The sequence below is a fragment of the Streptomyces sp. NPDC002446 genome, from assembly GCF_053595675.1.
In genome coordinates this window covers 1-25,100 of record NZ_JBSFYC010000033.1, presented here as the reverse complement: position 1 = coordinate 25,100, position 25,100 = coordinate 1, and the positions used below count along the sequence as shown (strand labels likewise).

The window sequence follows — 25,100 nt, the reverse complement described above, 5'->3', positions numbered from 1 at the left end:
GTCCGTACAGATCGTCGAAGTCGTTGAACAAGCGCAGTCAGGGAGCGAGGGGCGGACGTGCCGGACACGACCGTACGCACGACCATCGCCGCGGACTATTTCCAGGGCTACTCGGTCGTCGGAATCATCGCCGTCATCGGTGTGCTCTTCGTCGCCGTGGCCTTCGGGGCCGGGCGGCTGCTGCGCCCTGTCGTGCCGACGCCCGAGAAGCTGCTGACGTACGAGTGCGGTGTGGATCCGGTAGGCGAGGGCTGGGCGCACACCCAGGTCCGCTACTACGTCTACGCCTTCCTCTACGTCATCTTCGCCGTCGACTCGATCTTCCTGTTCCCCTGGGCGACGGTCTTCGCCGCCCCCGGCTTCGGCGGCGTGACGCTCGTGGAGATGTTCATCTTCCTCGGCTTCCTCGCCGTCGGCCTGCTCTACGCATGGAAGAAGGGCGTCCTGGAATGGACGTGACCCCCGCCTCCACCAGCCCGGCAGCCGCGTCCGAGGGCGCCGCTCCCGAGTTCCTGCCGGAGCCGCGGCGCCTGGGCCCCCTGGCCCGGCTCGCACCCGAACCGATGAAGGTGGTCCTCAACTGGGGCCGCCGCTACAGCCTGTGGGTCTTCAACTTCGGCCTGGCCTGCTGCGCCATCGAGTTCATCGCCGCGTCCATGGCGCGCCACGACTTCATCCGGCTCGGCGTGATCCCGTTCGCGCCCGGCCCCCGCCAGGCCGACCTGATGGTCGTCTCCGGCACCGTCACCGACAAGATGGCGCCCGCGGTCAAGCGGCTCTACGAGCAGATGCCCGAGCCGAAGTACGTCATCTCCTTCGGAGCCTGCTCCAACTGCGGCGGTCCCTACTGGGACTCGTACTCGGTCACCAAGGGCGTCGACCAGATCATCCCGGTCGATGTGTACGTACCGGGCTGCCCGCCGCGTCCGGAGGCGCTGCTCCAGGGCATCCTCAAGCTCCAGGAGAAGATCGCGCGCGAGTCGCTGGGCGAGCGGTACGCGAAGGGCGGCGCCCGGCCCTCCGCGGCCGCGCTGCGCAGCGGCCTGGTGACCCCGCCCGCCCCGAAGCCGGCGGCACCGGGGGAGGAGCCCCGATGAGCGAGCAGAGCGACCAGAGCGAGCAGCCCGCGAACCCCGAGGAGCAGGTGGAGCCCGCGGAGCAGCAGCCCGCCGCCGAGCCCGTGGTCGGCTGGCTGCCGCGGCCGGCGAGCGAGATCTTCGGCACGGGGGCCACGGCCGAGCTGGCCTACGACCTGCTGACCGTCGACGTCCCCGTGGACGGTTGGCTCAGCGCGCTGACGGCCGCCCGCGACGACCTCGGCTGCAGCTACTTCGACTGGCTGAGCGCCGTCGACGAGCCCGGCACCGGCTTCCGGATCTGCGCGCACCTCGCGGACGTGGCGCGCCCGGGCACCGTCCGCCGGCTGATCGTGCGGACGACGGTCCCGCACGAGGCGGCCGCCCTGCCCACCGCCGTGGGCGTCTACGCGGGCGCGGGCTGGCACGAGCGCGAGACCCACGAGATGTTCGGCGTCGACTTCACCGGTCACCCGCACCTCGTACCGCTGCTGCTCCCGGAGTCCTTCGAGGGACACCCGCTGCGCAAGGACTTCGTGCTGGCGGCGCGGGTCGCCAAGGCGTGGCCGGGCGCGAAGGAGCCGGGGGAGTCCGAGCACGGCGGGCCCAAGCGGCGTCAGATGCTGCCTCCCGGTGTCCCGGACCCGAACGAGTGGGGCCCGTTGAAGGGCCAGCTGCCGCCTGCGCCCGCGCGGCCGGCGCGGGGCGCGCGGGCGGCGGGCGGGGCCCGTGCGGCCGGTGCCGCCGGTGCCGCCGCGGGCGAGCGTCCGGCCCGGCGTACCCGGACCGCGAGCGCGGGATCGGCGAGCCAGCAGGCCGCGGGGGAGGAGGCCGGAGCCCCGGCGACCTCGGCGACCCCGGCGGCGTCGGCGCGTACCGAGCGGCCGGAGCGCCCGGCACGCCGTACGCGCTCGGTGAGCGAGGGCTCGGCGAGCCAGCAGCGTGCGGCCGCGGAGGCGGCGGGGACCGAGCCGGGTCCGGCGACCGAGGCCGCGGCGGCGTCCGCCGACGAGACGACGCCGAAGGCAGCGCCCGCGCGCTCCTCCGACGCGCCCTGGCACCACGCGCGCCCGGCCTTCGACGAGTCGGAGAAGCAGGCGGCGCCGAAGCCGGAACCGGAGAAGGAGCCGGAGCCCAAGCCGAAGCCTCAGCCCGAGCCGAAGCCCGAGCCTGAGCCGAAGCCCGAGTCCGAGGAGAAATCCGAGCCGGCGCCCGAGCCCGAGCCGAAGCCCGAGCCCGAACCGAAGCCCGAGCCCGAGGACAAAACCGAGCCGGCGCCCGAGCAAGGCTCCGGCCAAGCCACCCCCCAACCCCCGGCAGGAGGCGACACCCCATGAGCGACGCTCTCGACATCGCGCTGCGCCTGCTCGCCGTCTTCGCCGTTTTCCTGGTGTTCCCGCTGGTCATCGGGCAGACCGAGCACAAGGTCATGGCTCATATGCAGGGCCGGCTCGGTCCGATGTACGCGGGTGGCTTCCACGGCTGGGCGCAGCTCGTCGCCGACGGTGTGAAGTTCGCGCAGAAGGAGGACATCGTTCCGGCCGGCGCCGACCGGCGGATCTTCCAGCTCGCGCCCGCCGTCGCCCTGCTGCCGTACCTCCTCGTCCTCGTCGCCATCCCCATCGGGCCGCACAACGCCGTGGGGCAGGACCTGGACGCGGGGATCTTCTTCGTCCTGGCCGTCATGGGCGTCGGCGTGCTCGGCTCGCTGATGGCGGGCTGGGCCTCGGCGAACAAGTTCTCGCTGCTCGGCGGCCTGCGGACGGCCGCCCAGCTGCTCGCCTACGAGCTGCCGATGCTGCTCGCCGCGGCCTCGGTCGCGATGGCGGCCGGCACGCTCTCGCTGCCCGGCATCGTCGAGGCCTTCCAGTGGTGGTGGCTGCCGTGGCAGATCGTCGGCGGGGTGGTCTTCTTCACCGCCGGGCTCGCCGAGCTGCAGCGCCCGCCGTTCGACATGCCGGTCGCCGACTCGGAGATCATCTTCGGCGCGTACACCGAGTACACCGGACTGCGCTTCGCCCTCTTCCTGCTCGCCGAGTACGCGGGCATCGTCGTGCTCTGCGCGCTGACCGCCGTGCTCTTCCTCGGCGGCTGGCACGGCCCGTTCGGCGCCGACGGCCTGGGCTGGCTGTGGACGCTGCTGAAGACCGCGATCCTCGCCTTCGGCGTCATCTGGCTGCGGGTCACCTACCCGCGGCTGCGCGAGGACCAGCTGCAGAAGCTCGCCTGGACGGTCCTGATCCCGCTCGCCCTCGCCCAGATCGCCGTCACCGGCGTCGTGAAGGTGGTGATCTCGTAATGGGTATTCCCGGCAGCGGCCTCGCCAAGGGCCTGGCCGTCACCCTGCGGACGATGACGAAGCGGTCGGTCACCGCGCAGTACCCGGACGTCCAGCCGGACCTCGCGCCCCGCACCCGCGGCGTCATCGGCCTGTTCGAGGAGAACTGCACGGTCTGCATGCTGTGCGCCCGTGAGTGCCCGGACTGGTGCATCTACATCGACTCCCACAAGGAGACGGTGCCGCCGGCCGCGCCCGGCGGACGTGAGCGCAGCCGCAATGTGCTGGACCGCTTCGCGATCGACTTCGCGCTGTGCATGTACTGCGGTATCTGCATCGAGGTGTGCCCCTTCGACGCGCTCTTCTGGTCGCCGGAGTTCGAGTACGCGGAGACGGACATCCGTGATCTGACCCATGAGCGCGACAAGCTGCGTGAGTGGATGTGGACGGTGCCCGAGCCGCCGGCGCTCGACCCGGCGGCCGAGGAGCCGAAGGAGCTCGCCGCCGCCCGTAAGACAGCGGACAAACTCGCTGCCCAGCAGGCAGCGGAAGCCGAAGCGCAGGCAGCCGACGCCGAGGCGCAGGCAGCGGCCCGGGCCGAGGCCGCGGGCGACGACCAGGAACGACCGCAGACCCCAGGGGAGGAAGCGTGACGCTCGCCGCCACCGCCGCAAGCCACGGCTTCCTCTCGCCCACCGGTGTCGAGATCGCCTTCCTCCTCGTCGGCATCGGCACCCTCGGCGCGGCCGTCATCACCGTCACCACCCGGCAGCTGGTGCACGCCGCCCTCTGGCTGGTCGTCGCGCTCGGCGGGGTCGCCGTCGAATACCTCCTGCTCACGGCCGAGTTCATCGCCTGGGTGCAGGTACTGATCTACGTCGGTTCCGTCGTCGTCCTCCTGCTCTTCGGGCTGATGCTCACCAAGGCGCCCATCGGCCGCTCCCCGGACGCCGATTCGGGCAACCGCTGGGCCGCGCTCGTGGTCGCCCTCGCCTCGGCGGGCGCCCTGGTCTGGGTCGTCGTCGATGCCTTCCGCGCCACCTGGATCAACCTCGACGGCGCCGCCCAGGGCTCCACCGCAGTCTCCGGACGGAGCCTCTTCCAGTACTGGGTGCTGCCGTTCGAGGCGCTGTCCGTGCTGCTGCTCGCCGCGCTCGTCGGGGCGATCGTGCTGTCCCGCAGGGGCGGCGAGGGCAAGGCCCCGGCGGCCGCCCTCAGGAACGGCGCCTCCGGTGCCCCCGCCCCCCGAGAGGAGCAGCGCTGATGCACCTCGCTTATCCGGCCGTCCTCGCCGTCCTCCTCTTCTGCACCGGTCTGTACGGCGTGCTCGCCCGCCGCAACGCGATCCTGGTGCTGATGTCCGTCGAGCTGATGCTCAACGCCGTCAACCTCAACCTCGTCGCCTTCGACGTCTGGCTGCGGGACACCCTGCACGCCGGTCAGGCGCTCACCCTCTTCACCATTGCCATCGCCGCCGCCGAGATCGGCATCGGCCTGGCGATCGTGCTGCTCGTCTACCGCAACCGCGGCAGCTCCGACATCGACCGGCTCCGCGACCTCGCCGAGAAGCCGGACGGCGCCGACGCCGACGGGGCCCCGCTGCCGGACACCAAGGCGGAGGCCACCGCGTGACGCTCACGACCACCGCCGTTCTCGTTCCCCTCCTGCCCTTCCTCGGGGCCGTCGCCGGCCTCCTCCTGGGCCGCCGTACGCCCGGTTTCGTACGGCCGCTGGCCGTGCTGCCGACGCTCGCCGCGGCCGCGCTGACCGTCGTCGTCGCCGTCGGGCAGGGCGGCGGACCGGCCACCGACGTCGCCACCCGGCTCACCCCGACCGGCTCGATCCCCATCGACCTGGCGCTGCACATCGACGGCTTCGCCGCGCTGATCGCCGTCCTGGTCGGTGTCGTGGCGACCTGTGTGCAGATCTACTCCACCGGCTATCTGCGCGACGATCCGCGCTACCCCTCCTACGCCGCGCTGGTCTCGCTGTTCACCTCCGCGATGCTGCTGGTCGTCTACACCGGCGACCTGATGCTGCTGCTGGTCGGCTGGGAAGTCATGGGCATCTGCTCCTACTTCCTCGTCGGCCACTACTGGGAGACCGAGGCCGCGCGGGCCGCCTCCCTCAAGGCCTTCCTCGTCACCAAGCTCGGCGATGTCCCCTTCCTCTTCGGCATCTTCGCGCTGGCCGCCGACGCGGGCACCTTCCGCATCACCGGCATCCTCGGCTCCGTCGCCCACGGCGGCCTGGACCACCCGACGCTGATCGCGCTGCTCCTGCTGGGCGGTGTCGCGGGCAAGTCGGCGCAGTTCCCGCTGCACACCTGGCTCCCGGACGCGATGGCCGGCCCGACGCCGGTCTCGGCGCTGATCCACGCCGCGACGATGGTGGCGGCCGGTGTCTATGTCGTGGCCCGTCTCCTCCCGGTCTTCGCGGCCTCCGCGGCCGCGCTGGTCGTCCTCGCCGTCATGGCCGCGATCACCATGGTCGGCTCCGGACTGGCCGCACTGGCCCAGGACGACATCAAACGCGTCCTGGCCTATTCCACGGTCGGCCAGCTCGGCTACATGCTCGGCGCGCTGGCCGTCGGCGACCGCGGCGCCGCCGTCTTCCACCTCCTGACGCACGGTGCGTTCAAGGCCCTCCTCTTCCTCGGCGCGGGCGTGATCATCCACGCCGCGGGCACCAACTCGCTGGCCGCCATGTCCCGGATGAGCGGACTGGCCCGGCGCATCCCGGACGCCTACTGGACCGTCACCGTCGCGCTGCTCGCGCTCGCCGCGATCCCGCCGTTCGCCGGCTTCTTCTCCAAGGAAGCCGTCCTGGGCGCCGCCGAGCACGCCACCACCGGGGCCGTACCCGCCGTCCCCGGCGCCGCTGGCTGGACCGTACTGATCTCCGGACTGCTCACCGCCCTCCTCACCGCGGCCTACGCCGCCCGCCTGTGGCTGCTGGCCTTCAAGGGCAAGGGCGTCGAAGCCCCCGACCACGGCCCGCAGCCGCTCGTCATGAACGCCGTCCTGTGGGTCCTCTTCGTGCCCACCCTCGCGCTCGGCCTCACCGCCCCCCTGCTGCCCGACTGGTTCGACGGGCGCTCGCTCGCCCCGACCCTGACCACCTCCGTCCTGGGCACCGGTATCGCCCTCATCGGCGGCCTGGTCACCTACGCCGCCTGGCGCCACACCACCGCCCTCGCCGCCCGCACCCCGATCGGCGCGGTCGTCGCCGACCCGGACGCGCCGCCCGGCCTCGCCGAGGAGACGGCCATGGCCACCCACGCCCCGGTGTACGGGAACATCGCCGGCGCCGCCGATCCCGCCGACCCCGGCCGCCTGCTCCTGGGGCCGCTGCACCGCCACGCGGCCGTCGGCTTCCACCTCGACGCCGTCTACTCCGTCCTCTTCGTCCGGCCCGTACGCGCCGCCGCCACGCTGGTGCGCTTCCTGGACCGCGAGGTCGTCGACACCTACGTCCGCGGCGCGGGCACCGCCCCCCGTCTGCTGGGCGCCGCCGTCCGCCGCGCCCAGACCGGGAACGTGCAGACCTACCTCGGCGCGCTGCTCGCCGGCTCGCTCGTCCTGGCCGTCGCCGCCGTCCTCATCGCCACGGGCACGGGAGCCTGACGTGCTGCCATCCCCCGGGGCCCGACCCCCGCACCCCCAGCCGACAGACCTCCTGGCCTGCCTCGCCGGAACCGGAACCCTGAGGAGGGCCTGACCCGTGAATCACACCGCCATGCAGCTCCTCCTCGCGGGCGTCGTCGGCCTCCCCCTCGTCGGCGCGCTCGCCGCGCTGCTGCCGGCCCCGCCCGGCCTGCGGGGCAAGAACCCCGACCAGGCCGTCCTGCGCCACGGCGTGACCGTCACCGGCGTCGTGCTCGCCGCCGCCCTCGCGCTGGCCGTCGGCTTCGACCACGACCACCCGGCCCGTATGCAGGCCACCACCGACATCAGCTGGATCCCGGCGCTCGACATCCGTATCCACCTCGGCGTCGACGGCATCTCGCTCCCCCTTGTCGTCCTGACCGCGCTGCTGACCTTCCTCTGCGCGCTCTACAGCTACTTCCACATGCCAACGGGCCCGTCTCCCAAGGCATTCGTGGCCCTGCTGCTCACTCTGGAGGCCGGCACCCTCGCCACCTTCGCCGTCCTCGACCTGATGCTGTTCTTCCTCGCCTTCGAGATGGTCCTCATCCCGATGTACTTCCTCATCGCCCGCTGGGGCGGTGCGGGAAAGCAGGCGGCGGCGTGGAAGTTCATCCTCTACACGCTGCTGGGCTCCGTCGTGATGCTGCTCGGCCTCCTCCTCATCGGCGTGAAATCCGGCACGTTCGACATGGTCGCACTCGCCACTGACAACGGCCCGAAAGCCCAGCTCAGCCACACGGTCCAGCTCCTGGCGGTACTCGCGATCGGCATCGGACTGGCCGTCAAGTCCCCGCTGTGGCCGCTGCACAGCTGGCTGCCCGACGCACACACCGCCGCCCCCACCGTCGGCTCGGTGCTGCTGGCCGGTGTCCTGCTGAAGATGGGCACGTACGGGTTCGTGCGGATCGCGCTGCCCATCACGCCCGAGGGCATGCACACCTTCGCGCCCTACCTCGCCGCGCTCGCCGCCGTCGGCATCGTCTACGGCTCGCTGGCCTGCCTCTCCCTCGTACGCAACGGCGCCAAGGGCGACCTCAAGCGCCTGATCGCCTACAGCTCCGTCGGCCACATGGGCTTCGTCCTGCTCGGCATCGCCAGCATGACCCCCACCGGAGTCAACGGCGCGCTGTTCGCCAACATCGCGCACGGCCTGATCACCGGCCTGCTCTTCTTCCTGGTCGGCGCGCTGAAGGACCGCACCGGCACCACCGACCTCGACGCCCTGGCAGGCACCACCGGCGCCGCCCTCTACGGCAGGGCCCCCCGCTTCGGCGGCCTGCTCGCCTTCGGGGCCGTCGCCTCGCTGGGCATCCCCGGGCTGGCCGGATTCTGGGGCGAGATGCTCGCGATGTTCGGCGCCTTCCGGCCGGCCGCCGGCCTGAGCCGCCCCGCCTTCCTGACGTTCATGGTGCTGGCCGGCCTGGGCACCCTGCTGACCGCCGCCTACCTGCTGCTCGTCGTCCGCCGCGTCTGCATGGGCGGCACCCCGCACCTGGCCCCGACCGCCCCGCTCGGCGCCGGCGGCGACCCGGACGACGGCACCCCCGGGGACCCCGCTGCGGCCACCGCCCCCGCCATCCCCGACATCGCGCGCTACGAGTACGCGGCCTGGACTCCCCTCGCCGCCCTCACCGTCCTCGCCGGACTGTGGCCCGCGGCCCTCCTCGGCCTCACCGATCCGGCCGTCCAGCAGCTCCTCGGAGGCGGTAAGTGATGAGCCCGGTCACCTCTCTGGTCCAGTCCGTCGACTGGCTCGCCATCGCCCCGCCCACCCTGGCCGCGACCGTCGCCCTGGTGGTGCTCGTCGCCGACCTCTTCCTGCCGGCGGCCCGCAAGCCGCTGCTGGGCTGGATCGCCACGGCGGGCCTCGCGCTCGCCGCGCTGACGCTGCTGCCCCTCCTGAACGGCGACCGCCGCACCTTCTGCCTCCCCAGGAGCGCCGATGTGTGCAGCTATGTGGCCGACCCGTTCACCCTGGTCATCCAGTTCCTGGTGCTCGGCGGGGCGCTGCTGACCGCCCTGCTGTCCATCGACACCATCAAGGACCACGACCTGCCCACGGGCGAGTACTGGTTCCTGCTGCTGTCCTCGGCGGCCGGCGCCGCCCTGCTGCCCGCCTCCAGGGACCTCGCCACCCTCGTCATCGCCCTCGAAGTGGCCTCGCTGCCCGCCTTCGCCCTCGTGGGGCTGCGCCGCGGCGACCGGCTCTCCTCCGAGGCGGCGCTGAAGTTCTTCCTGTCCTCGGTGGCGGCCACCGCCGTGATGCTGCTCGGCGTGAGCTTCCTGTACGCGGCCACCGGCAGCCTGTACCTCTCCCGGGTGGCGGACGGCCTCGGCGACCTCCCCGACCCGCGTCTGGCCACCCTGGCGAGCGCCGGTGTCGCGCTCACCCTGGTCGGCTTCGCCTTCAAGACCGCGGCCGCCCCGTTCCACTTCTGGGTGCCGGACACCTACGTCGGCGCGCCGCTGCCCATCGCCGGATACCTCTCCGTGGTCGGCAAGGCCGTCGGCTTCTCCGGCCTGATCCTCGTCACGGTCCAGGCCTTCGGCTCGTACGCGGACGTCTGGGGCCCGGCGCTGGCCGTCCTCGCCGCGCTCACCATGACCGTCGGCAACGTCGCGGCCCTGTGCCAGGACCCGCACCGTGCGCACAGCGCGGTACGCCTGCTCGCCTGGTCCTCGGTCGGCCAGGCCGGCTACCTCCTGGTCCCCATCGCGGCCGCCGGGTACGCCCACGACCCGGCGCACGCCATCGGCTCCACCGTGGCCTACGCCCTGATGTACGCGGCCGTGAACCTCGGCGCCTTCGCCGTCGCCGCCCTGGTGGCCCGTACGAGCCCGGCCAACCGCATCGCCGACTACCGGGGCCTGTACGCCCGGCGGCCCCTGGCGGCGCTCGCCCTCGGCTTCTTCCTGCTCTGCCTGGCCGGTCTGCCGCCGGGCATCATCGGCCTGTTCGCCAAGGTCACGGTCTTCTCCGTGGCCGTCGACGCGGGACTGGCCTGGCTCGCGGTGGTCATGGCCGTCAATGTCGTGATCGCGCTCTACTACTACCTGCAGTGGACCGCGGTGCTCTTCCGGGGCGCCGAGGAGCCCGAGGGCGCAGCGGCCCCCCGGACCGAGCGGGCACCCAGGATCCCGGCCCCCCTCGCCACCGCCATCGCCCTCGCCGCCGTCCTGGGCGTCGCCCTCTCGGGCGCCCCGCAGCTCGTCCTGCGCTTCGCGTCCGGGGCGCTGCTCTGACGGAGGCCCGGCCGCTCTGACGGTCCTGACGGAGCGCCACGGACCGCGGGGGCCCCAGACGGGCCCCTGCGGCCCCCGCCCCACCCGTACGGCCGTACGCCCCCGCCCGGCACGCTCTGCGTCCTGCCCTGCTCCGCGCCCCGGCACGCCAGGGAACCACGCTCGTTCATCTCGCGTTGACCAGTGAGTAAGGGTCCACTGGTGAGTGGAGCAACGACGCACAGGGTTCCCCTGCCGCAGCGTTTGGAGGGCGTACCGTGCACCGCCGGCACAACGGGCTCAGGACTGCCGTACTCCTCGGGTCACTGTCCGCGCTGATCATCGTCATCGGCGGTCTCTTCGGCCGTACGGGCCTGATCATCGCCGTCCTCGTCGCCCTGGGCACCAACGCCTACGCCTACTGGAACAGCGACAAGCTGGCCCTGCGCGCCATGCGGGCCCGCCCGGTCACCGAGTTCGAGGCCCCACAGCTCTACCGGATGGTCCGCGAGCTCTCGACGGCCGCCCGCCAGCCCATGCCCCGGCTGTACCTCTCCCCGACCCAGGCGCCCAACGCCTTCGCCACCGGCCGCAACCCCCGCAACGCCGCGGTCTGCTGCACCGACGGGATCCTCCAGCTGCTGACCGAGCGCGAGCTGCGCGGCGTCATCGGCCATGAGCTCAGCCATGTCTACAACCGCGACATCCTCATCTCCTCCGTGGCGGGCGCGCTGGCCTCGGTCGTGATGTTCCTGGTCAACTTCGCCTGGCTGATTCCCATAGGCCGTTCCGACGACGACGAGGGCCCCGGCCTCGTGGGCATGCTGCTGATCATGATCCTCGGGCCGGTCGCGGCCTCGCTGATCCAGCTGGCCGTGAGCCGCTCCCGCGAGTACGAGGCGGACGCCTCGGGCGCCCAGCTCACCGGCGACCCGCTCGCCCTGGCCTCCGCCCTGCGCAAGCTGGAGGCCGGCACCCAGCAGCTCCCGCTCCCGCCCGAGCCGCGCCTGGAGACCGCCAGCCACATGATGATCGCCAACCCGTTCCGCGCGGGCGGCAGGTCCCGCCTCTTCTCCACGCACCCCCCGATGCGCGAGCGGATCACCCGCCTCGAACAGATGGCGGGCAACCACCACCGGTGACGCCGGGGGCCCGTCAGGGACCGGCGCCCGAGGAGTCCGGCGCCCCCGGCGGCAACTGGCCGCGCCCCCACGGGCGCGAGACAGTCGAATGTGGGCACCACCGCAACGATTCACCGGGGCAGGTGCGTCTAGCAGGGCAGATCCATTCTCCGATGTGCCCGTGGAAGGCTGCCGATCATGAAAACCCTCCTCAACGTCCTCTGGCTGATCCTCAGCGGTTTCTGGCTGGCGCTCGGCTACGTCCTCGCGGGCATCATCTGCTGCGTCTTGATCATTACCATTCCATTTGGCATCGCCAGCTTCCGGATAGCCGGCTACGCCCTGTGGCCCTTCGGCCGTACGACGGTCGTCCGGCACGACGCCGGCGCCGGCTCGGCGATCGGCAATGTCATCTGGTTCGTCTTCGCGGGCTGGTGGCTGGCCCTGGGGCACATCGTCACCGGTCTCGCCCTGTGCGTGACGATCATCGGCATCCCGTTCGGCATCGCCAACTTCAAGATGATCCCGATCTCCCTGGTGCCGCTCGGCCGCGACATCGTGCCCACGGACCAGCCGTTCGCGACCCGCTGACCTACGGGCGGCCTACGGGACCCGCGTCACGCCCGTACGAGCCCCCGGGGGGTCACATACCGCCGGAACCCGAGCGTTTCGACCCCCGGCAGGCTCGCGATGAAGCTCATCACCGGGCCGCCGGGCTGCAGATTGGTGCCGATCTCCCGGGCGTGCGACTCAGGGTCCGTCCACTCGCTGTAGTTGACGACGCGGGTGCCGTCCTCGCTGATGTGGAAGTGCGAGGCGATCCCGCCCTTGCCCGGCTGCACCCCGCCGAGCACGTCCAGCAGGCCGTCGACGAGCTCCCGGGCCGCGTCGTGCCCCGTCGTCCGGAAGGCGACGCGTATGACGCAGCCCGGCGTCTGCGGCTCCCCCTGCCGCAGCATGCTGCGGTACAGCCGGTAGCGGGTGGGCCCGGAATTGCCGACGTCCCCCGCGGCCTCCAGCACCGCCGCGATCCGCTCCCTCAGCCCGGTGTTCTCGCCGCGCACGAACTCCCGGTGCGCCGCGTCGCTCGTCCACTGCGCGTAGTTGAGCACGCTGCGCCCGTCCGTCCCGGCGAACAGCACCCGGGAAAGCAAGCCCGCCGGCAGCGGCGTCTCGGCCCAGGCGCGGGCGACACCGTCCAGGACGGCCCGCTGCCCCTCGGGGCTGCCCGCGTCCCACTCGCTGATCAGTACGGCCTCGGCGTCCGGCCGCCGGATCTTCGGGAACACATCCGTGAGAAAGCCGTCCCGCCCGCCGCTCACAGGGGCGGCGGCGTTCTGTGCGTCATGAGAAGAAGTCATGCCAGGAGCCTGCAACCTCAAGTTCGATCGAGGTCAAGCCCGCCCCTGAGGGCCGTAACGCCGCCCCAACGCCGGTGGGGCGGCACGCCGAAGCGCGCCGCCCCATCCATGGCACCCGGAAACCGGGCTCCTACCGGTAGTTCACGAACTGGACGGCGAAGTCCAGGTCCTTGCCCTTCAGCAGCTGCTGCACCGCCTGCAGGTCGTCCCGGCTCTTCGAGCTGACCCGCAGCTCGTCGCCCTGCACCTGCGCCTTGACGCCCTTGGGGCCCTCATCGCGGATGATCTTGGCGACCTTCTTGGCGTTCTCCTGCGAGATCCCCTCCTCGATGGAGGCGAAGATCTTGTACTCCTTGCCCGAGGCCTGCGGCTCGCCGGCGTCCAGCGCCTTCAGCGAGATCCCGCGCTTGACCAGCTTGGTCTCGAAGATGTCGAGCACGGCCTTGACCCGCTCTTCGGCGTTGGCCCGCATCTCGATCTTCTCGCCCGACCACGCGATCGACGCGCCCACGCCCTTGAAGTCGTAGCGCTGCGAGATCTCCTTGGCGGCCTGGTTGAGCGCGTTGTCGACCTCCTGCCGCTCTACCTTCGAGACGATGTCGAAACTGGAGTCGGCCATGTTGAGTTGGCTCCTCGTACGTAGATCCGTCAGGGGTGCGGACCGTCTCCGGACCGCCTGCCAAGCCTAGCCACCCGGCCAAGATCCAGCGCTCCCGAATCGAGTGGCGAAGCACCCCCAGCCATCGGGTATGGTTTACGTCGTTGCCACGGAGCGCCGCCCCAGAGCGGATCTCCCGGCAGCAAACCCTGGCGGTGTGCCCGAGCGGCCAAAGGGAGCAGACTGTAAATCTGCCGGCTTCGCCTTCCCAGGTTCGAATCCTGGCGCCGCCACAGGTGTGAAGGGGCCCCTGAGCTGTAGCGATACAGCTCAGGGGCCCCTTTCGTATGCGTTCGTCCGTATGCGCGGGGCGTCCGCGTGCGTGCGTATGCGGCTGACGCGGCGCCGCGGGCCTCAGCGCCCCGCCACCGCCCGCACGGCGTCCGCCACCGGCACCTCGCCGCTGATCAGCTCCAGCGTCCGCCCGACGGTGCCCGGCTCGTCGAGCAGCTCCAGGAGGGCGGCCGCCACATCGTCGCGGGGCACCGCGCCGCGGCCGGTGTCCTCCGCCAGCGTCACCAGGCCCGTCCCGGAATCGTCCGTCAGCCGGCCCGGCCGCAGAATCGTCCAGTCCAGCCCGGCACGGGCCCGTACGTCCGCGTCGGCGGCGCCCTTCGCCCGGAGGTACGCCGCGAAGACCGGGTCGGTGCCCTCGGGGGGCTCGCGGTCCGCGCCCATGGAGGAGACCACGACGAAGCGGCGCACGCCCGCCGTCTCGGCCGCGTCCGCGAAGAGCGCGGCCGCGCCGCGGTCCACCGTGTCCTTGCGCTCGATGCCGCTGCCCGGCCCGGCGCCCGCCGCGAAGACGGCCGCGTCGGCGCCGTCCAGGTGCCGGGCGAGATCCTCCACCGACGACGACTCCAGGTCGCACACCACCGGCTCGGCCCCCGCTGCCAGCAAATCGCCGGCCTGTCCGGGCCGGCGGATGATGCCCGCGACCTCGTCCCCGCGCTTGGCGAGCAACCGCTCCAGCCGCAGCGCGATCTGACCATGTCCACCTGCGATGACAATGCGCATGATCCCGACCGTACGCCGACGGGCCGCCGCGGAGCGCGGGACCGGCCGGACGAGGGGCGCCTTCTCGCCGCCGGTCCCCGTCCGGGCGCTCAGCGCTGCGACTGCCGCGGCAGCTCCAGCGCCACCTCCGCCGCCGAGTCGCAGTACTCGCGCACCGCGCTGGTGCGGGTCACCACCCGCCCCCGGTGGATCACGATCCGGCTGTACGCGAGCGAGAGCACCCCCGCGATCCGCTCGCCGCGCACCGCCAGCAGCTCCGCGGGGAAGCCCGCCTCGACGCGCACCTCCGGCAGGCCCAGCGTCGCCCGCGCCGCCGAACTCACAGTCTCGTACGCCGCCTCCGGAGTGGCCTCGCCCAGGGACGCCAGGAGGTACGCGGCCTCCAACGGGTCACCGCGCCCCACCGGGTTCGCCACGTCCCGCAGCGCCCCGCTGCCGGCCGCCACCCGCACCCCGGCCGCCCGCAGCAGCCGCACCGGGGCCGGCCGCGCCACCCGCGACCCGTTGCGCTCCAGGCCCGTGCAGTCGCCCTGCGGGAGGCAGACCACGGCGACATCGGCCGCGGCCAGCTGCTCGGCCACCCGGGCCGCCACGCTGCGCGGCATCCGCGTCATCCCCGCGCACGGCCCGAGGGCGACACCCGGCCGCAGCCCGCCGGACATGGCCGCGAACCGCGCCAGCCGCGCCGGATCGTCACCGTCGGTGTGCAGGTCCACCGGGCAGCCGTGCTCGCCGGCCAGCTCCAGGACCGTCTCGACGTAACCGGCCGGATCGGGGTCCAGGTCCGGGCAGCCGCCGATGACCGAGGCGCCCATCTTCACCGCGTCCCGCAGCATCGCCAGCCCGTCCGCGCCGGCCACCCCGGTCAGCACCCGCGGCACCGCGACCGCCGCCAGATCGGCCATCCCGCGCAGCGACCTGCGGGCCTGCAGCACCGCTTCGAGGGAGCGCAGCCCCTGTACGTCGCCGATCCGGACGTGGCTGCGCGAGGCGGTCGCACCGTGCCCCAGCTGCAGCAGCGCGGCCTCGGTCGTCCGGCGCTGGACGTCCTCGGGGGAGCCCGAGGCGGGACCGTCGGAGTCGGCCGTCAGCGCGGTGTCACAGTGCGCGTGCGGCTCGGCGGGGGCGGGGAGCAGCAGGTAGCCGGCGAGGTCGACGCGGGCCCCCTGGAGGGCGAGGCTGCCGGCCGTCCCCACGGCCTCGATGTGCCCGCCGCCGAGCCGTACGTCCACGGTGCGGCCGTCGGCGAGCCGGGCGCCACACAGGACCAGCGCACCGCCCTCCGGCCTGGCGTGCCGGCCGGGTCCGCCCGGCCTTCCCGGCTGGGGCTGCGGCTGCGGCGAAGTGCTGTCGGACATCGCGCTCCTCGAAGGCCCGGGCGTGCAAGATCACGCAGCGTGCCTCCGAGACTAGGCCGCCGCCGGGAGAGCTTCGCGCAGGCGCGAAATAGTCGTACCGGTGTGGTGCGCGGGGCCGTTGGGGTGGGGCCCGGATACGGATTTCACGTTTGGCGGCGGGCCGTGTAATGTCTTCATCGCTCGCCCCAATAGCTCAGTCGGCAGAGCGTCTCCATGGTAAGGAGAAGGTCTACGGTTCGATTCCGTATTGGGGCTCTGATGTGTGAGGTACCTCGCCTTCGGGCGAGGGACTCCCGCATCGCAGCGGTGTAGCTCAGTCGGTAGAGCAAGCGGCTCATAATCGCTGTGTCACCGGTTCAAGTCCGGTCACCGCTACTGACAGTAGCCGATTGTGGGGTCGGTCCTTCGATCGGCTACTCTTTTCTGCGTTCATCCGTCCATCCGTCCGTCAAGGAGCACTCACGTGGCTGCCACCGACGTCCGCCCGAAGATCACGCTGGCCTGCGTGGAGTGCAAGGAGCGGAACTACATCACCAAGAAGAACCGGCGTAACGACCCGGACCGTCTTGAGATGAAGAAGCACTGCCCTCGCTGCAACTCGCACACCGCGCACCGCGAGACGCGATAACACAGGCTAGTCCGTGAGGCCGTCCCCATTCGTGGGGGCGGCCTCACGGCGTTATCACCATCAGTACACGGAGGTTGCGAGCCCATGGCGCTCGACCCGTCTTTTGTCGGACGCACGTACCCGCCCACCGATCCCTATGAGGTCGGCCGGGAAAAGATCCGCGAATTCGCCGAGGCGATCGGTGACGCCAACCCGGCATACGCCGACGCCGAAGCGGCCAAGGCACTCGGTCACCCCGATGTGATCGCGCCGCCGACTTTTGTGTTCGCGATCACTTTCAAGGCCGCGGGACAGGTCGTGCAGGATCCGCAACTGGGCCTGGATTACCACCGTGTGGTGCACGGCGACCAGAAGTTCGCCTACACCCGGCCGGTGCGCGCCGGTGACCGGCTGACCGTCACCTCCACCATCGAAGCCGTCAAGACCATGGCGGGCAACGACATCATCGACATCCGCGGCGAGGTGCACGACGAGGCGGGCGAACACGTCGTGACCGCCTTCACCAAGCTGGTGGCCCGACGCGCCGAGGAGGCCTGAGATGACCGCGAAGATCTCTTACGACGATGTCGAGGTCGGCACGGAACTCCCGGCGCAGTCCTTCCCTGTGAGCCGTGCCACTCTCGTCCGCTACGCGGGCGCCTCCGGCGACTTCAACCCCATCCACTGGAACGAGAAGTTCGCCAAGGAGGTCGGGCTGCCCGACGTCATCGCCCACGGCATGTTCACCATGGCCGAGGCGATCCGGGTGGTCACCGACTGGACCGGCGACCCGGGCGCGGTCTGCGAGTACGGCGTGCGCTTCACCAAGCCCGTCGTCGTCCCCAACGACGACAACGGCGCGCTGATCGAGGTCACCGCCAAGGTGGCCGCCAAGCTCGACGACGACGCCCGTACGGTCCGCGTCGATCTGACCGCGATAAGCGGGGGCCAGAAGGTGCTGGGCATGTCCCGCGCCGTGGTCCGCCTCGCCTGAGCACGCCCGCAGAGCACAGCGGGGGCGGCCGGACGGCATTGTCGGACCGCCCCCGTACCCTTGGGCGCGTGCAGGAACGCCACGTAGAAGACAACGCCCCGCTCGCCCCGCTGACCACCTTCCGCCTCGGCGGCCCGGCGAGCCGCCTCGTCACGGCCACCACCGACGAGGCGGTGATCGCCGCCGTCCGGGCGGCCGACGACGCCGGCACCCCGCTGCTGATCATCGGCGGCGGCAGCAACCTCGTCATCGGCGACAAGGGCTTCGAGGGCACGGCCCTGCGCATCGCCACCAGCGGCTTCCGCCTCGACGGCACGGCCCTGGAGCTCGCCGCGGGCGAGAACTGGTCCGACGCCGTCGCCCGTACGGTCGAGGCCGGGCTGGCCGGCGTGGAGTGCCTGGCCGGCATCCCCGGCTCGGCGGGCGCCACGCCGATCCAGAACGTGGGCGCGTACGGCCAGGACGTCTCCGCGACGATCACCGAGGTCGTCGCCTACGACCGCCGGGCCGGCGAGACGGTCACGATCCCGGGCGAGGAGTGCGGCTTCGCCTACCGCCACAGCCGTTTCAAACAGCACCCCGACCGGTTCGTGGTGCTGCGGGTGCGCTTCGCCCTGGAGGACGCCGGAGGCCTCTCCGCGCCCCTGAAGTACGCCGAGACCGCCCGCGCCCTCGGCGTCGAGGTCGGCGACCGGGTCCAGGCCGCCGCCGCCCGGGAGACCGTACTGGCCCTGCGCGCCGGCAAGGGCATGGTGCTGGACCCGGCGGACCACGACACCTGGTCGGCCGGCTCCTTCTTCACCAACCCGATCCTCACCGAGGCCGAGCACACCGCCTTCCTGCGGCGCGTCCAGGACCGCCTCGGCCCCGAGACCGCCCCGCCCGCCTTCCCGGCCGGCGACGGCCTGGTGAAGACCTCGGCGGCCTGGCTCATCGACCGCGCCGGCTTCACCAAGGGCTACGGCAGCGGTCCGGCCCGCATCTCCACCAAGCACACCCTCGCGCTCACGAACCGCGGCACGGCCACCACCGAGGACCTGCTCGCGCTGGCCCGGGAGGTCCGTGACGGGGTCCACGCGGCCTTCGGCGTCACGCTCGTCAACGAGCCGGTGACGGTCGGCGTCAGCCTCTAGGCCGGCGCTCCACGCCACGGCGCCCGGCCGGGGCGCGGCGGACCCCGGACGGGCGCCGGAAGGCCCTTACGCGGCCGACCGGCGCCTCACGCCTCCAGCCAGGCGTCGATCTCCGCCAGCAGCCGCTGCTGCTCGTCCTGAGGGGCGCGCGAGCCGCGGACCGACTGCCGGGCCAGTTCGGCGAGTTCGGGGTCGGTGAAGCCGTGCGCGGTGCGGGCGATCTCGTACTGCGCGGCCAGCCGGGCGCCGAACAGCAGCGGGTCGTCCGCGCTCAGCGCCAGCGGCACCCCGGCGTCGAAGAGCGTCCGCAGCGGTACGTCCTCGGGCTTCTCGTAGACCCCCAGCGCCACATTCGACGCCGGGCAGACTTCGCAGGTCACCCCGCGCGAGGCCAGCCGGCGCAGCAGCGCGGGATCCTCCGCGGCCCGTACGCCGTGCCCCACCCGGCCGGCGTGCAGGTCGTCCAGGCAGTCCCGGACGCTGGACGGCCCCGACAGCTCACCGCCGTGCGGCGCCGCCAGCAGGCCGCCCTCCCGGGCGATGGCGAAGGCGCGGTCGAAGTCCCGGGCGAAACCCCGGCGTTCGTCGTTGGAGAGCCCGAAGCCGACCACGCCCTGATCGGCGTAGCGCACCGCCAGACGCGCCAGCGTACGGGCGTCCAGCGGGTGCTTCGTACGGTTCGCCGCGACCAGGACGCGGATGCCCAGACCGGTGTCGCGCGAGGCGCTGCGCACCGCGTCCAGGATGATCTCCAGCGCCGGGATCAGCCCGCCCAGCCGCGGTGCGTACGAGGTCGGATCGACCTGGATCTCCAGCCAGCGCGACCCGTCGCGGACATCCTCCTCGGCGGCCTCGTGCACCAGCCGCTGGATGTCCTCGGGCGTGCGCAGACACGACCGCGCGATGTCGTAGAGCCGCTGGAAGCGGAACCAGCCGCGCTCGTCCGTGGCCCTCAGCCGGGGCGGCTCACCGCCCCGCAGCGCCTCCGGCAGATGCACGCCGTACTTGTCGGCGAGGTCCAGCAGGGTCGCGGGCCGCATCGAACCGGTGAAGTGCAGGTGCAGATGGGCCTTCGGCAGGCGGCGCAGGTCTCGAACAGCGACTCCGCCGCGGGCACGAGTGCTCGTGGGGTTCGGAGGGTGTCCCCCTGAAAAGTGCTGCATCAGCCGATCTTGCCGTATCCGGGCGGCGCGCCGGTAGGGCCTTTCCCGAAGGGGTGTCCGGGAGAACGCGCGAGCGGGGGCCGGAACACGCTCCGGCCCCCGCTCCGCATCGCCTGCCGAATCGGTGTGCGCTACTTGGCGTCCGCCAGCAGCTTCTGGATCCGGGACACGCCCTCGACCAGGTCCTCATCGCCCAGCGCATACGAAAGTCGCAGGTAGCCGGGGGTGCCGAAGGCCTCGCCCGGGACGACGGCGACCTCCGCCTCCTCCAGGATCAGCTCGGCCAGCTCGACGCTGGTCTGCGGGCGCTTGCCGCGGATCTCCTTGCCCAGGAGCTCCTTGACCGACGGGTAGGCGTAGAACGCGCCCTCCGGCTCCGGGCACAGCACACCGTCGATCTCGTTGAGCATCCGCACGATGGTCTTGCGGCGCCGGTCGAAGGCGACCTTCATCTCCTCGACGGCCTGCAGGTCGCCGGAGACCGCGGCGATGGCCGCGGCCTGCGCGACGTTGGAGACGTTGGAGGTGGCGTGCGACTGGAGGTTCGCGGCGGCCTTGATGACGTCCTTGGGGCCGATCGCCCAGCCCACCCGCCAGCCGGTCATCGCATACGTCTTCGCCACGCCGTTGACGACGATGCACTTGTCGCGCAGCTCGGGCACGACCACCGGCAGCGACGAGAACTCCGCGTCGCCGTAGACCAGGTGCTCGTAGATCTCGTCGGTCAGCACCCACAGGCCGTGCTCGGCGGCCCAGCGGCCGACCGCCTCGACCTGCTCGCGGGTGTACACCGCGCCGGTCGGGTTCGACGGCGAGACGAACAGCAGCACCTTGGTGCGCTCCGTACGGGCCGCCTCCAGCTGCTCGACGCTCACCCGGTAGCCCGTGGTCTCGTCCGCGACGACGTCGACCGGCACGCCGCCCGCGAGCCGGATCGACTCCGGGTACGTGGTCCAGTACGGCGCCGGCACGATGACCTCGTCACCCGGGTCGAGGATGGCTGCGAACGCCTCGTAGATCGCCTGCTTGCCGCCGTTCGTCACCAGGACGTTCGCGGCCTCGATCTCGTAGCCGGAGTCGCGCAGCGTCTTCGCGGCGATCGCGGTCTTCAGCTCGGGCAGGCCGCCGGCCGGGGTGTAGCGGTGGTACTTCGGGTTGCGGCAGGCCTCGACGGCCGCCTCGACGATGTAGTCGGGCGTGGGGAAGTCGGGCTCACCGGCGCCGAAGCCGATCACCGGGCGTCCGGCGGCCTTGAGGGCCTTGGCCTTGGCGTCGACGGCGAGGGTCGCGGACTCGGAGATCGAACCGACGCGGGCCGATACCCGGCGGTCCGAGGGGGACGGTGCGGAAGGGGTTGCAGCGCTCATAGAGGCATCGTTGCAGACCCCTGACGAGCCCGGCACACGGGTTTGCGGGGCACCACCGGGACAATCGTGTTCGACGCCCGGCCCGGAAGCACGTACACTCGCTGACCGTTGGCTCCCAACAAGCCGTCGCGTCGCACGCACTTAGTGCAGTCGGCCGCATGCGGTAGGTTGGGGGAACCACAAAGGGTCGTAGCTCAATTGGTAGAGCACTGGTCTCCAAAACCAGCGGTTGGGGGTTCAAGTCCCTCCGGCCCTGCTACACGCACTCTCACCGTAGTGCGTGCACGCGTACGTATGCACCGCCGTGCGGCTCCACCGGGCGCGGCACGGCCACGACCCGGATTCAGGTGAGGACGAGTGACGGACGCCCTGGGCTCCATCGACATGCCTGAGCGTGGTCGTTCCGAGGACGACACCTCGGAGTCCCAGAAGAAGCCCCGCCGTGGCGGCAAGCGCGGCAAGAAGGGCCCGTTCGCGCGACTCGCGCTCTTTTACCGCCAGATCGTCGCGGAGCTCCGCAAGGTCGTCTGGCCCACGCGTAGCCAGCTGTCGACGTACACCACTGTGGTGATCGTCTTCGTTGTCATCATCATCGGTCTCGTAACCGTGATTGACTTGGGAATCAACCGAGTCGTCGGGTACGTCTTCGGCTGATCCCGCGGAGGGCGCCTGCGCGGGCGCCCGTTTCGCATGTTCAACCCCTTGAAGCCAGGAAGAAGCAGCCACCGTGTCTGACCCGAACCTGAACGACGCCGCCGAATCCGCCGAGACGGCAGCGGCCGACGTTGACGCGGCTGCCTCGGCCGAGGTCGAGGGCGACGACACCGAGCGTGAGATCGTCGAGAACGCCGAGGGCGTCGACGAGCTCGACGCCGAGGACGCCGAAGCCGGCGAGCCCGCCGAAGAGGCCGCGGTGCACGTCGAGGACGAGTCCGCCGACGAGGCGGCCGAAGAGGAGCCCGCCGAGGAGCAGGAGCCGGTCGACCCGGTGGCCGCCCTCCGCGACGAGCTGCGCGGCCTGCCCGGCGAGTGGTACGTCATCCACACCTACGCGGGCTACGAGAACCGCGTGAAGACCAACCTCGAGCAGCGCGCCGTCTCGCTGAACGTCGAGGACTACATCTTCCAGGCCGAGGTGCCGCAGGAAGAGGTCGTCCAGATCAAGAACGGTGACCGCCGTACCGTCCGCCAGAACAAGCTCCCGGGCTATGTGCTCGTGCGCATGGACCTGACGAACGAGTCCTGGGGCGTCGTCCGCAACACCCCGGGCGTCACCGGCTTCGTCGGCAACGCCTACGACCCCTACCCGCTGACGCTGGACGAGATCGTCAAGATGCTCGCCCCGGAGGCCGAGGAGAAGGCCGCCAAGGAGGCCGCCGCGGCCGAGGGCAAGCCGGCGCCGTCCCGCAAGGTCGAGGTCCAGGTCCTGGACTTCGAGGTGGGCGACTCCGTCACCGTCACCGACGGCCCGTTCGCGACGCTGCAGGCGACGATCAACGAGATCAACGCCGACTCGAAGAAGGTCAAGGGCCTGGTGGAGATCTTCGGCCGCGAGACGCCGGTCGAGCTCTCCTTCGACCAGATCCAGAAGAACTGACCCGCTCAGTTCCCCGTCTTCCGAGCAGGTCGGACAGGCCCTTCCGCGGCCCGTCTGACCTGCTCGGTTTTTGGCCGCACCGCTATACCCGTTATCGTTGTGCGGTATGCCTCCATCCGGATGACCGGGTGGAATGGCGAAACACCTCTCACTAGGACCCGGAGAGAGCATGCCTCCCAAGAAGAAGAAGGTCACGGGGCTTATCAAGCTCCAGATCCAGGCCGGTGCCGCGAACCCGGCTCCGCCGGTCGGCCCCGCGCTGGGTCAGCACGGCGTCAACATCATGGAGTTCTGCAAGGCCTACAACGCCGCGACCGAGTCGCAGCGTGGCATGGTCGTGCCGGTGGAGATCACGGTCTACGAGGACCGTTCCTTCACCTTCGTCACCAAGACCCCGCCGGCCGCGAAGCTCATCCTGAAGGCCGCGGGCGTGGAGAAGGGCTCCGGCGAGCCGCACAAGACCAAGGTCGCCAAGATCACCGAGGCGCAGGTCCGCGAGATCGCCACCACCAAGATGCCCGACCTGAACGCCAACGACCTGGACGCCGCGTCGAAGATCATCGCCGGCACCGCCCGTTCCATGGGCATCACGGTCGAGGGCTGATCCCAGCCCCTTCAGGCACCCCGTGGCAGGACCAGGCGCTGGTCCGCACCACGACTCCACCCACTGCACCAGGAGCAGAAGTGAAGCGCAGCAAGACTCTTCGCAACGCGGACGCGAAGATCGACCGGGAGCGTCTGTACGCCCCGCTCGAGGCCGTCCGTCTCGCCAAGGACACCTCTTCGACCAAGTTCGACGCGACCGTCGAGGTGGCCATGCGTCTGGGCGTCGACCCGCGCAAGGCCGACCAGATGGTCCGCGGCACCGTGAACCTCCCGCACGGCACCGGTAAGACCGCCCGGGTCCTGGTCTTCGCGACCGGTGACCGTGCTGCGGCCGCGGAAGCCGCCGGCGCCGACATCGTCGGCTCGGACGAGCTCATCGACGAGGTCTCCAAGGGCCGTCTGGACTTCGACGCCGTCGTCGCCACCCCGGACCTCATGGGCAAGGTCGGCCGCCTCGGCCGCGTGCTCGGTCCCCGTGGTCTGATGCCGAACCCGAAGACCGGCACCGTCACCCCGGATGTCGCCAAGGCTGTCACCGACATCAAGGGCGGCAAGATCGAGTTCCGTGTGGACAAGCACGCGAACCTCCACTTCATCATCGGCAAGGTCTCCTTCGACGAGACCAAGCTGGTGGAGAACTACGCCGCGGCGCTCGAGGAGATCAACCGCCTCAAGCCGTCCGCCGCCAAGGGCCGTTACATCAAGAAGGCCACCATCACCACCACGATGGGCCCCGGCATCCCGCTGGACGCCAACCGCACCCGCAACCTCCTCGTCGAGGACGAGTCCGTCTGATCTGCCCGATCGACGCCTCGTAGCGCGCGCACATCGCACTCAGGCCCCGTTCTCCCGCAGGGAGGGCGGGGCCTGACGCATGCGGTGTCACCCGTCTGGACTACAGTCGTGCCGAGGTCCATAAAGGAGATTTAAAGGGGGAGCCTCAGTGCGCAGCACTCGTATGGCCGCCGTGGTGGCGGGAGTTGTCATGGTGGCCGGTCTGACCGGCTGTAACGGCGGCAAGAGCGACAACGCCGGCGGTGGCGCCAAGAACCAGTCGCCGCTGGAGGCGGCGCTGGCCTCGCTGAAGACGGCCTCGCAGCAGACGGACGGCAAGAAGTCCGCCAAGGTCGAGGGCGAGATCAAGAACGGCCCGTCCACCCAGACGATGAAGGGTGCGATGGACTGGTCCCAGGGCATGCGGATGGACGTCGACATCACGCAGTCCGGCGGACAGTCCCCGATGGCCGGCAAGCCCGTGAAGACGCTGTACACCCCGCAGGCGATGTTCATGAACATGGGCGGCGCCGGTATGCCGATGGGCGGCAAGAACTGGGTCAAGTACGACTACGACGTCCTGGCGAAGAAGATGGGTCCGGCCGGCGCGCTGCTCAAGGACCAGATGAACAACAACAACCCGAACCGCGCGATGGAGCTGCTGATCGCCTCGGGCAAGGTGAAGGAAGCCGGCAAGGAGAACGTCCGCGGCGTCCAGGCGACCCACTACACCGGCACGCTCTCGGTGACCGAGCTGACGCGGATGCAGTCCAAGAACATCAGCGAGCAGGACCTCAAGGCGCTGGAGGCCCAGCTGAAGGCGGCCGGCACGCAGAACGAGACCATCGACCTGTGGATCAGCTCCGACAACCTGCTGGTCAAGAAGCGCGAGCAGATGTCCGGTGGCGCCACCACGTACGACTCGACGGTCTACTACTCGGACTACGGCACCAAGGTCACGGTGACCGAGCCGCCCGCCGGTGAGACGGTGGACTTCGACAAGGTCTCCCAGCGGTAGTACGCCGTAACGAGCCTTCCCGGTGATCGGCGGGGAGCGGGCGCCTTCCGTGTCCGCTCCCCGCCGATTTGCCTGACGCGGGCGGCTCCCGTACCGTATC

The 25,100-nt window shown here is 71.3% G+C and carries 27 protein-coding genes and 4 tRNA genes; 25 read left to right on the top strand and 6 right to left on the bottom strand.

Annotation, left to right across the window (positions count from 1 at the left end; translation table 11 throughout):
• Positions 1-57 precede the first annotated feature (57 nt).
• From ACWD6P_RS20035 to ACWD6P_RS19980, 12 genes are all read left to right on the top strand, one after another.
• Positions 58-459, top strand: a complete 402-nt coding sequence (locus ACWD6P_RS20035) for an NADH-quinone oxidoreductase subunit A (RefSeq protein WP_451445456.1) — start codon at positions 58-60, stop codon at positions 457-459.
• Positions 450-1,097: an NADH-quinone oxidoreductase subunit B gene (locus ACWD6P_RS20030; protein WP_451445455.1), complete on the top strand. Its 648-nt coding sequence runs from the start codon at positions 450-452 to the stop codon at positions 1,095-1,097. Before ACWD6P_RS20035 ends, ACWD6P_RS20030 begins: the two co-directional genes overlap by 10 nt.
• Positions 1,094-2,413, top strand: coding sequence for an NADH-quinone oxidoreductase subunit C (locus tag ACWD6P_RS20025; RefSeq protein WP_451445454.1), 1,320 nt, complete (start codon positions 1,094-1,096; stop codon positions 2,411-2,413). The genes ACWD6P_RS20030 and ACWD6P_RS20025 overlap by 4 nt, the downstream gene beginning before the upstream one ends.
• Positions 2,410-3,375 (top strand): complex I subunit 1/NuoH family protein, encoded by a 966-nt coding sequence (locus ACWD6P_RS20020; RefSeq protein ID WP_451445453.1) that lies wholly within the window; start codon positions 2,410-2,412, stop codon positions 3,373-3,375. Before ACWD6P_RS20025 ends, ACWD6P_RS20020 begins: the two co-directional genes overlap by 4 nt.
• Positions 3,375-4,007 (top strand): NuoI/complex I 23 kDa subunit family protein, encoded by a 633-nt coding sequence (locus ACWD6P_RS20015; RefSeq protein ID WP_451445452.1) that lies wholly within the window; start codon positions 3,375-3,377, stop codon positions 4,005-4,007. Before ACWD6P_RS20020 ends, ACWD6P_RS20015 begins: the two co-directional genes overlap by 1 nt.
• Positions 4,004-4,618 (top strand): NADH-quinone oxidoreductase subunit J family protein, encoded by a 615-nt coding sequence (locus ACWD6P_RS20010; RefSeq protein WP_451445451.1) that lies wholly within the window; start codon positions 4,004-4,006, stop codon positions 4,616-4,618. Before ACWD6P_RS20015 ends, ACWD6P_RS20010 begins: the two co-directional genes overlap by 4 nt.
• On the top strand, positions 4,618-4,986 hold the full coding sequence (gene nuoK / locus ACWD6P_RS20005) for an NADH-quinone oxidoreductase subunit NuoK (RefSeq protein WP_451445450.1): 369 nt from the start codon (positions 4,618-4,620) through the stop codon (positions 4,984-4,986). The genes ACWD6P_RS20010 and nuoK overlap by 1 nt, the downstream gene beginning before the upstream one ends.
• Complete coding sequence (locus ACWD6P_RS20000) at positions 4,983-6,980, top strand: NADH-quinone oxidoreductase subunit 5 family protein (RefSeq protein WP_451445449.1); 1,998 nt, start codon at positions 4,983-4,985, stop codon at positions 6,978-6,980. The genes nuoK and ACWD6P_RS20000 overlap by 4 nt, the downstream gene beginning before the upstream one ends.
• A gap of 112 nt (positions 6,981-7,092) precedes the next feature.
• Positions 7,093-8,718, top strand: a complete 1,626-nt coding sequence (locus ACWD6P_RS19995) for a complex I subunit 4 family protein (protein ID WP_451445503.1) — start codon at positions 7,093-7,095, stop codon at positions 8,716-8,718.
• Positions 8,718-10,247, top strand: coding sequence for an NADH-quinone oxidoreductase subunit N (locus ACWD6P_RS19990; protein ID WP_451445448.1), 1,530 nt, complete (start codon positions 8,718-8,720; stop codon positions 10,245-10,247). The genes ACWD6P_RS19995 and ACWD6P_RS19990 overlap by 1 nt, the downstream gene beginning before the upstream one ends.
• Before the next feature lie 257 nt (positions 10,248-10,504).
• Positions 10,505-11,368, top strand: a complete 864-nt coding sequence (gene htpX, locus ACWD6P_RS19985; protein WP_451445447.1) for a zinc metalloprotease HtpX — start codon at positions 10,505-10,507, stop codon at positions 11,366-11,368.
• Between the two features lie 177 nt (positions 11,369-11,545).
• Positions 11,546-11,938: a YccF domain-containing protein gene (locus ACWD6P_RS19980; RefSeq protein ID WP_451445446.1), complete on the top strand. Its 393-nt coding sequence runs from the start codon at positions 11,546-11,548 to the stop codon at positions 11,936-11,938.
• 26 nt (positions 11,939-11,964) lie between these two features.
• Here ACWD6P_RS19980 and ACWD6P_RS19975 read toward each other — a convergent pair whose 3' ends face one another.
• Together ACWD6P_RS19975 and ACWD6P_RS19970 are read right to left on the bottom strand one after the other, a co-directional pair.
• Complete coding sequence (locus ACWD6P_RS19975; RefSeq protein WP_451445445.1) at positions 11,965-12,708, bottom strand: antibiotic biosynthesis monooxygenase; 744 nt, start codon at positions 12,706-12,708, stop codon at positions 11,965-11,967.
• Between the two features lie 130 nt (positions 12,709-12,838).
• Positions 12,839-13,327, bottom strand: coding sequence for a YajQ family cyclic di-GMP-binding protein (locus ACWD6P_RS19970; RefSeq protein ID WP_393487376.1), 489 nt, complete (start codon positions 13,325-13,327; stop codon positions 12,839-12,841).
• A 190-nt stretch (positions 13,328-13,517) separates the two neighbouring features.
• On the opposite strand from ACWD6P_RS19970, the gene ACWD6P_RS19965 reads away from it, so the two are divergent.
• Positions 13,518-13,599 (top strand) — tRNA-Tyr (locus tag ACWD6P_RS19965).
• Between the two features lie 121 nt (positions 13,600-13,720).
• Here ACWD6P_RS19965 and ACWD6P_RS19960 read toward each other — a convergent pair.
• Positions 13,721-14,383 carry an NAD(P)H-binding protein gene (locus ACWD6P_RS19960; protein WP_451445444.1) on the bottom strand — a complete coding sequence of 221 codons (663 nt, stop codon included), beginning with the start codon at positions 14,381-14,383 and terminating at the stop codon, positions 13,721-13,723.
• An 89-nt stretch (positions 14,384-14,472) separates the two neighbouring features.
• Positions 14,473-15,741, bottom strand: coding sequence for an amidohydrolase family protein (locus ACWD6P_RS19955; protein WP_451445443.1), 1,269 nt, complete (start codon positions 15,739-15,741; stop codon positions 14,473-14,475).
• A gap of 182 nt (positions 15,742-15,923) precedes the next feature.
• Here ACWD6P_RS19955 and ACWD6P_RS19950 point away from each other — a divergent pair.
• From ACWD6P_RS19950 to ACWD6P_RS19925, 6 genes are all read left to right on the top strand, one after another.
• Positions 15,924-15,996, top strand: a tRNA-Thr gene (locus tag ACWD6P_RS19950).
• A gap of 47 nt (positions 15,997-16,043) precedes the next feature.
• A tRNA-Met gene (locus tag ACWD6P_RS19945) sits at positions 16,044-16,116 on the top strand.
• Between the two features lie 88 nt (positions 16,117-16,204).
• The gene (gene rpmG, locus ACWD6P_RS19940; RefSeq protein ID WP_006604855.1) at positions 16,205-16,369 is read left to right on the top strand and encodes a 50S ribosomal protein L33; all 165 of its coding nucleotides are present in this window, start codon (positions 16,205-16,207) and stop codon (positions 16,367-16,369) included.
• Positions 16,370-16,453: 84 nt separating this feature from the next.
• Positions 16,454-16,906, top strand: a complete 453-nt coding sequence (locus ACWD6P_RS19935) for an FAS1-like dehydratase domain-containing protein (protein WP_451445442.1) — start codon at positions 16,454-16,456, stop codon at positions 16,904-16,906.
• Position 16,907: 1 nt separating this feature from the next.
• A complete protein-coding gene (locus tag ACWD6P_RS19930) occupies positions 16,908-17,342 on the top strand; it encodes a MaoC family dehydratase (RefSeq protein WP_451445441.1) in 435 nt (144 codons plus the stop codon).
• A 68-nt stretch (positions 17,343-17,410) separates the two neighbouring features.
• A complete protein-coding gene (locus ACWD6P_RS19925) occupies positions 17,411-18,475 on the top strand; it encodes a UDP-N-acetylmuramate dehydrogenase (RefSeq protein WP_451445440.1) in 1,065 nt (354 codons plus the stop codon).
• Positions 18,476-18,561: 86 nt separating this feature from the next.
• Here the strand turns inward: ACWD6P_RS19925 and ACWD6P_RS19920 are convergent, their stop codons facing one another.
• Both ACWD6P_RS19920 and ACWD6P_RS19915 read right to left on the bottom strand, forming a co-directional pair.
• Positions 18,562-19,638, bottom strand: a complete 1,077-nt coding sequence (locus ACWD6P_RS19920) for an adenosine deaminase (RefSeq protein WP_451445439.1) — start codon at positions 19,636-19,638, stop codon at positions 18,562-18,564.
• A 131-nt stretch (positions 19,639-19,769) separates the two neighbouring features.
• Positions 19,770-21,005, bottom strand: a complete 1,236-nt coding sequence (locus ACWD6P_RS19915; protein ID WP_451445438.1) for a pyridoxal phosphate-dependent aminotransferase — start codon at positions 21,003-21,005, stop codon at positions 19,770-19,772.
• Between the two features lie 183 nt (positions 21,006-21,188).
• Between ACWD6P_RS19915 and ACWD6P_RS19910 the strand changes: the two genes are divergently transcribed.
• The 6 genes from ACWD6P_RS19910 (at position 21,189) to ACWD6P_RS19885 (ending at position 25,000) form a co-directional block, all read left to right on the top strand.
• Positions 21,189-21,261: transfer RNA gene (locus tag ACWD6P_RS19910), tRNA-Trp, on the top strand.
• A gap of 101 nt (positions 21,262-21,362) precedes the next feature.
• Positions 21,363-21,659 (top strand): preprotein translocase subunit SecE, encoded by a 297-nt coding sequence (gene secE, locus ACWD6P_RS19905; protein WP_451445437.1) that lies wholly within the window; start codon positions 21,363-21,365, stop codon positions 21,657-21,659.
• 73 nt (positions 21,660-21,732) lie between these two features.
• Positions 21,733-22,602, top strand: a complete 870-nt coding sequence (gene nusG / locus ACWD6P_RS19900) for a transcription termination/antitermination protein NusG (protein WP_451445436.1) — start codon at positions 21,733-21,735, stop codon at positions 22,600-22,602.
• 169 nt (positions 22,603-22,771) lie between these two features.
• A complete protein-coding gene (gene rplK / locus ACWD6P_RS19895) occupies positions 22,772-23,206 on the top strand; it encodes a 50S ribosomal protein L11 (RefSeq protein ID WP_016571043.1) in 435 nt (144 codons plus the stop codon).
• Positions 23,207-23,286: 80 nt separating this feature from the next.
• The gene (gene rplA / locus ACWD6P_RS19890; RefSeq protein WP_451445435.1) at positions 23,287-24,003 is read left to right on the top strand and encodes a 50S ribosomal protein L1; all 717 of its coding nucleotides are present in this window, start codon (positions 23,287-23,289) and stop codon (positions 24,001-24,003) included.
• Positions 24,004-24,151: 148 nt separating this feature from the next.
• Entirely contained in the window at positions 24,152-25,000 is an 849-nt protein-coding gene (locus ACWD6P_RS19885; RefSeq protein WP_451445434.1) for a hypothetical protein, read from the top strand.
• Positions 25,001-25,100 lie beyond the last annotated feature (100 nt).

Excerpts from the sequence above, each read along its gene's own strand:
- ACWD6P_RS19955 (WP_451445443.1), bottom strand. The coding sequence starts at position 15,741 with ATGTCCGACAGCACTTCGCCGCAGCCGCAGCCCCAGCCGGGAAGGCCG.
- ACWD6P_RS19935 (WP_451445442.1), top strand. The coding sequence starts at position 16,454 with ATGGCGCTCGACCCGTCTTTTGTCGGACGCACGTACCCGCCCACCGAT.
- ACWD6P_RS20020 (WP_451445453.1), top strand. The coding sequence starts at position 2,410 with ATGAGCGACGCTCTCGACATCGCGCTGCGCCTGCTCGCCGTCTTCGCC.
- ACWD6P_RS19930 (WP_451445441.1), top strand. The coding sequence starts at position 16,908 with ATGACCGCGAAGATCTCTTACGACGATGTCGAGGTCGGCACGGAACTC.
- ACWD6P_RS19975 (WP_451445445.1), bottom strand. The coding sequence starts at position 12,708 with ATGACTTCTTCTCATGACGCACAGAACGCCGCCGCCCCTGTGAGCGGC.
- ACWD6P_RS20025 (WP_451445454.1), top strand. The coding sequence starts at position 1,094 with ATGAGCGAGCAGAGCGACCAGAGCGAGCAGCCCGCGAACCCCGAGGAG.
- ACWD6P_RS19995 (WP_451445503.1), top strand. The coding sequence starts at position 7,093 with ATGCAGCTCCTCCTCGCGGGCGTCGTCGGCCTCCCCCTCGTCGGCGCG.
- ACWD6P_RS20015 (WP_451445452.1), top strand. The coding sequence starts at position 3,375 with ATGGGTATTCCCGGCAGCGGCCTCGCCAAGGGCCTGGCCGTCACCCTG.
- ACWD6P_RS20030 (WP_451445455.1), top strand. The coding sequence starts at position 450 with ATGGACGTGACCCCCGCCTCCACCAGCCCGGCAGCCGCGTCCGAGGGC.
- ACWD6P_RS19980 (WP_451445446.1), top strand. The coding sequence starts at position 11,546 with ATGAAAACCCTCCTCAACGTCCTCTGGCTGATCCTCAGCGGTTTCTGG.
- rplK (WP_016571043.1), top strand. The coding sequence starts at position 22,772 with ATGCCTCCCAAGAAGAAGAAGGTCACGGGGCTTATCAAGCTCCAGATC.
- nuoK (WP_451445450.1), top strand. The coding sequence starts at position 4,618 with ATGCACCTCGCTTATCCGGCCGTCCTCGCCGTCCTCCTCTTCTGCACC.
- ACWD6P_RS19990 (WP_451445448.1), top strand. The coding sequence starts at position 8,718 with ATGAGCCCGGTCACCTCTCTGGTCCAGTCCGTCGACTGGCTCGCCATC.
- ACWD6P_RS19920 (WP_451445439.1), bottom strand. The coding sequence starts at position 19,638 with ATGCAGCACTTTTCAGGGGGACACCCTCCGAACCCCACGAGCACTCGT.
- ACWD6P_RS19970 (WP_393487376.1), bottom strand. The coding sequence starts at position 13,327 with ATGGCCGACTCCAGTTTCGACATCGTCTCGAAGGTAGAGCGGCAGGAG.
- ACWD6P_RS19915 (WP_451445438.1), bottom strand. The coding sequence starts at position 21,005 with ATGAGCGCTGCAACCCCTTCCGCACCGTCCCCCTCGGACCGCCGGGTA.
- ACWD6P_RS19960 (WP_451445444.1), bottom strand. The coding sequence starts at position 14,383 with ATGCGCATTGTCATCGCAGGTGGACATGGTCAGATCGCGCTGCGGCTG.